This is a genomic window from Sphingobium sp. C100, from assembly GCF_000508185.1.
Taxonomy (GTDB): Bacteria; Pseudomonadota; Alphaproteobacteria; order Sphingomonadales; family Sphingomonadaceae; genus Sphingobium.
The window spans coordinates 1-5,045 of the sequence record NZ_AYOY01000059.1 but is presented as its reverse complement, the minus strand read 5'-3'; the positions used below and the strand labels follow the sequence as shown (position 1 = coordinate 5,045).

The 5,045-nt window shown below is 64.5% G+C and carries 5 protein-coding genes; 2 read left to right on the top strand and 3 right to left on the bottom strand.

The window, feature by feature from the left end:
• Together C100_RS30465 and parE are read right to left on the bottom strand one after the other, a co-directional pair.
• Positions 1-1,073, bottom strand: a 1,073-nt coding sequence (locus tag C100_RS30465; protein ID WP_024018826.1) for a serine hydrolase, incomplete at its 3' end; no start/stop codon positions are given.
• A 56-nt stretch (positions 1,074-1,129) separates the two neighbouring features.
• Positions 1,130-3,106 (bottom strand): DNA topoisomerase IV subunit B, encoded by a 1,977-nt coding sequence (parE, locus tag C100_RS30460; RefSeq protein ID WP_024018825.1) that lies wholly within the window; start codon positions 3,104-3,106, stop codon positions 1,130-1,132.
• A 154-nt stretch (positions 3,107-3,260) separates the two neighbouring features.
• Between parE and C100_RS30455 the strand changes: the two genes are divergently transcribed.
• Complete coding sequence (locus C100_RS30455; RefSeq protein ID WP_024018824.1) at positions 3,261-4,103, top strand: outer membrane protein; 843 nt, start codon at positions 3,261-3,263, stop codon at positions 4,101-4,103.
• A 74-nt stretch (positions 4,104-4,177) separates the two neighbouring features.
• Here the strand turns inward: C100_RS30455 and C100_RS30450 are convergent, their stop codons facing one another.
• On the bottom strand, positions 4,178-4,615 hold the full coding sequence (locus C100_RS30450; protein ID WP_024018823.1) for a MarR family winged helix-turn-helix transcriptional regulator: 438 nt from the start codon (positions 4,613-4,615) through the stop codon (positions 4,178-4,180).
• A gap of 133 nt (positions 4,616-4,748) precedes the next feature.
• On the opposite strand from C100_RS30450, the gene C100_RS30445 reads away from it, so the two are divergent.
• The coding region (locus C100_RS30445; protein WP_024018822.1) for an Ohr family peroxiredoxin at positions 4,749-5,045 on the top strand (297 nt) is incomplete at its 3' end.

Sequence of the window (5,045 nt, the reverse complement as noted above, 5' to 3'; positions counted from 1 at the left end):
CCGCCGCTGCGCCGCAGCCAGTCGAGCAGGGCGATCATGTCGTCGGGCGAGGCGAACCATTCGATGCCGTCGATCGCAACCGGACGGTCTGCGACGCTGCCGATGTCGATGCCGGCGGCGGTGAGGCGCGGGGCGGCTTCGCGCAGCAGCGCGCGGCGGGCGTCGGGGGTCGCGGCGACATAGCGGGCGCGCAGATCGGCACGGTCGGGCATTTTGAGCGCGAAGGCTTCGGCGGTGCTGAGCAGCGGCAGGGCCCGCGCCGGATCGGCATGGCCGCTGCGCGCCAGCATCGCGTCCACCCGGTCCCGGCCCAGCGCATGGAGCAGCGTGTCGGCTGCGCTATTGTCGCTTTCCGTGATCATGGCGGTGGCGAGGCTGTGGAGCGTCATCGGCGCCTGGTCGGGCCAGGTCATCAGGCGGCCGGAAAAGCTTTTGGGGCCGAGCGGGACGACGTCGCTCCAGCTTCGCTCGCCGGCCGATGTGGCGCGGGCGAGTTCGGCGAGGATATAGAGTTTAAAGCTGGAGCCGGTCGCCATAGGGGCGTCGGCGGCGCGGGCGCGCAGATTTTGCGGCGCGGCGTCGGTCAGCCGCGCCATGGCGAAAGCGGTCCGGCCGGGCAGGGCGGCCAGGTCGGCCATCACCTTGTCCAGGCTGTCATTGGCCGTGCGCGCGCCGACGATGTGGAGCCCGATGACGCGGCTGGGCGGCTGCGGCGCCACGACAAGGGTGAAGCCGATAGTGGCGCGCTCATAGCGGATTTCGACCTGGCCCGCGGTGGCGCTTTCGGTCCGCACCGCGCCGAGCGACAGCGGCTTGCCATGCTGGGCGCGCAGGTCGGCGGCAATGGCGCGCCAGCGGTCCACCGGCACGGCGTCGAGGAAGAGCGGCGCGAAGAAATCCGTCTCGTCGCCGGGGGCGGCGAGGATGTGGAGGAGTTGCTGCGCGCGGGCCTGATAGGCGGGGGACGGGGCGGCGCTGGCGGGGACGGAGGCGAGCATGAACAGCAGCAGGATGCAGATCAGGCCCTGTCGTGCGCCTGCGAAAGCGGGCGCCCAATATCTCCCGTCATGCATCCGATCCTAGGCTCCTGCTTTCGCAGGAGCACGGAGCGGAGAGGCTATGCCTATCCTCATGCGTCGATCGCTTCCTCGTCAACGGCGGCGGCATTTTCCTGGATGAAGGCGAAGCGGTGGGCGGGGTTGGTGCCCATCAGCCGGTCGACCAGATCGCGCACCTGCTGCCGGTCCTCGATATCGTCGGGCAGGGTGATGCGGATGAGGCTGCGGGTTTTGGGGTCCATGGTGGTTTCGCGCAACTGCATCGGGTTCATTTCGCCCAGCCCCTTGAAGCGGCTGGTCTCGACCTTCTTGCCCTTGAATTCGGTGCGCAACAGTTCCTGGCGATGCGCGTCGTCCTTGGCATAGAGGCTCTTGCCGCCCGCGACGAGGCGATAGAGCGGCGGCTGCGCAAGGTAGAGATGGCCGCGCCGCACCAGTTCCGGCATTTCCTGAAAGAAGAAGGTCATCAGCAAAGTGGCGATATGCGCGCCGTCGACATCGGCGTCGGTCATGATGACGATGCGGTCATAGCGCAGGTTGGTGGGGTTGCAATCCTTGCGCGTGCCGCAGCCCAGCGCCAGGATCATGTCGGCAATTTCCTGGTTCGCCAATATCTTGGCGGTGTTGGCTGAGGCGACATTGAGGATCTTACCGCGCAGGGGGAGGATCGCCTGCGTCTTGCGGTCGCGCGCCTGCTTGGCCGATCCGCCGGCGCTGTCGCCTTCGACCAGAAAGATTTCAGCGCCTTCGGGGTCATCGTTCGAACAGTCGGTGAGCTTGCCGGGCAGGCGCAACTTGCGGCTGTTGGTCGCGGTCTTGCGCTTGACCTCCTTTTCCTGCTTGCGGCGGAGGCGTTCGTCCATGCGGTCGAGCACATAGGCGAGCAGCGCCTTGCCCCGGTCCATATGGTCGGTGAGATAATGGTCGAAATGGTCGCGCACCGCATTTTCGACCAGCCGCGCGGCGTCGGGACTGGTCAGTCGGTCCTTGGTCTGGCTCTGGAACTGGGGTTCGCGGATGAAGACGGACAGCATGATTTCCGATGACGTCATGACGTCGTCGGCGGTGATGTCCTTCGCCTTCTTCTGCCCGACGAGGTCGGCGAAGGCGCGGATGCCCTTGACCAGTGCGGCGCGCAGCCCCGCTTCATGGGTGCCGCCGTCGGGCGTGGGGATGGTGTTGCAATACCAGCTATAGCTGCCGTCCGACCAGAGTGGCCAGGCGACCGCCCATTCGACCCGGCCTGCATCGCCCGGAAAATCCTGATTGCCCGCAAAGAAGACGCTCGTGGCGCATTCGCGGTCGCCAACCTGTTCCTTGAGATGATCGGCCAGGCCGCCGGGGAACTGGAACACGGCTTCCGCCGGCGTGTCGTCGCTGATGAGCGCGGGGTCGCATTTCCAGCGTATCTCCACGCCCGCGAACAGATAGGCCTTGGAGCGGGCGAGGCGGTAGAGACGGGCGGGCTTGAACTTTTGTTCGCCGAAGATGGCGGTATCCGGGGTGAAGGCGACCGAGGTGCCGCGACGATTGGGCGCAGCCCCGACCTTTTCAAGCGGGGCGAGCGGCAGCCCCTGTGAAAAGCCCTGACGGAATAATTCCTTGTTGCGCGCTACTTCGATGACAGTCGAAGTGGAGAGCGCATTGACGACCGAGATGCCGACGCCATGCAGGCCGCCTGAGGTGGCATAGGCCTTGCCCTCGAACTTGCCGCCCGAATGGAGGGTGGTCAGGATCACCTCCAGCGCCGACTTGCCGGGGAATTTGGGGTGCGGATCGACCGGGATGCCGCGGCCATTGTCGGTGATGGTAAGGCGATTGCCCGCCTCCAGCGTCATTTCGATCCGGTTGGCGTGGCCCGCGACCGCTTCGTCCATGCTGTTGTCGAGCACTTCGCTGGCCAGATGATGCAGCGCGCGCTCGTCGGTGCCGCCGATATACATGCCGGGTCGGCGGCGGACCGGCTCCAGCCCTTCAAGCACTTCGATGGCGGAGGCATCGTAATCGGTCGTGGTGGACGGGGTGGCTGCGAACAGGTCATCGGACATGACGGGAATCTATAGGCTTGCAGGCGGCGGGCGCAAGCGTTGCGGTTGGCTGCGGCGCAGCAATGAAATGTTACGATTGGCGATGAAACCTTTACGCGCCACGATCCGTTTGCGCTTGCGAAGGGCGACCTGCCCCAGGTGAGGAGAATTTCCCATGCAATACAAGTTTTTGGCGCCGATTGGCGCAGCGCTGACACTTGGCCTGTCGATGCCGGCCCTGGCGCAGGACGGCGCGGGCGCGGTGGATTGGACCGGACCCTATGTCGGCGGGTCCTTTGGCTATAACTGGCAGAAAGGCGATGGCGAGGAACATCTGCGTTTCGATACCGATGGCGACGGCAGCTATGACGACGCCGTGACGACCACCACCGGCGCCAACGCCTTCTCGCCCGGCACTTGCGGCGGCGGCGCACGGGGCCGGACCCCGGCGTCGGGCTGCGACGGTGACAAGGACGCGATCGGCTGGATGGGACATGTCGGTTATGACATGCAGTTCGGCAGCATCGTGGCCGGCGTGGTCGCCGAAGCGGGACAAGCCTATGTCGATGACAAGGTGACGGAATTTTCGACCACCCCGGCCTTCTACACGATGCGCCGCAAGATCGACTGGAACGGCAATCTGCGCGCGCGGCTGGGCTATACCACGCCGGGCGGCGTCATGCCCTACATCACCGGCGGCCTGGCCTATGCGAAGGTCAAGAACAACTTCACCACCAGCAACGGCGCCAACAGCTTCACCGATCAGAACCGCAGTGAAGATGGCTGGGGCTATACCATGGGCGGCGGTGTCGAAGCCAAGGTGTCGGACAATTTCTCGATCGGCGCCCGCTATTTGTGGACGCGCTATAATGTCGATGAGTATCGGGTCGATGTCGGCGCCGGCACCGCACCGGCGACCAACCCGTTCCTGATCACGCCATCGGGCGGCACGAGCATCAGCCGTGGCGACAAGTTCGATACGCAAAGCGTGATGGTGACGACCAGCTTCCGTTTCTGATCCACCGAGGGAAGCCCCGGCCCGCTCCTTGCCGGGCCGGGGCTTCTTTTTGGCGCGAGCGCGCATCGCGCCTGCTACACCGTGGTGGCGCGCAATTCCTGCCAGAGATTCTGGACCTGCAGGTTCAACTGATCGAGTTCGGCCGACGTGATCGACAAGCGCTCCATCAATGTTTCGGCAAGGCAGCCACATTGTTCGCGCAATCCCCGCCCGCTATCGGTGAGCCGCACCTCCACACGCCGTTCATCGACGCTGCTGCGCGCCCGCGTCAGATGACCGGCGGCCTCCAGCCGCTTGACCAGCGGCGTAATGGTGCTGGATTCGAGCGAGAGGCGGTCTGCGATCTGGCCGATGGTTCGACCGTCCTCCTCCCACAAAGCATGGAGGACCAGATATTGGGGATAGGTTATGCCCATGGCATCGAGCATGGGTTTATAGGCGCGGCTTATCGCCATGCTGGCGGCATAGAGCGAGAAGCAGAGTTGCTGATCGAGGGGTAAGGCAGCGGCCACATCATGTCTCCTTCTTCCACCCATCTATCACAAAATATTATCGCGATAAATATTCTCTGGACAATGGCGGGTGCGTATCATATTTAACTCGTTATCGCGATAATCAATATCGCAAACAGCGAAGGAGTGTTTCATGTCCGTTGATGTCAAATATCGCACCCGCGCCACGGCAACTGGTGGTCGCGACGGCACGGCCCGCAGCGACGATGGCGTTCTGGCCGTCAACCTGTCCACCCCTAAGGAACTGGGCGGCGCCGGTGGTGACGGCACCAATCCCGAGCAGCTTTTTGCAGCGGGCTATTCGGCCTGTTTCATCGGCGCGTTGAAGGTCGCGGGTGGCCAATTGAAGATCAAAGTGCCGCAGGATGTCAGCGTAACCGCCACCGTCGGCATCGGTTCGCGCGCGGCGGGCGGGTTCGGCATCACCGCC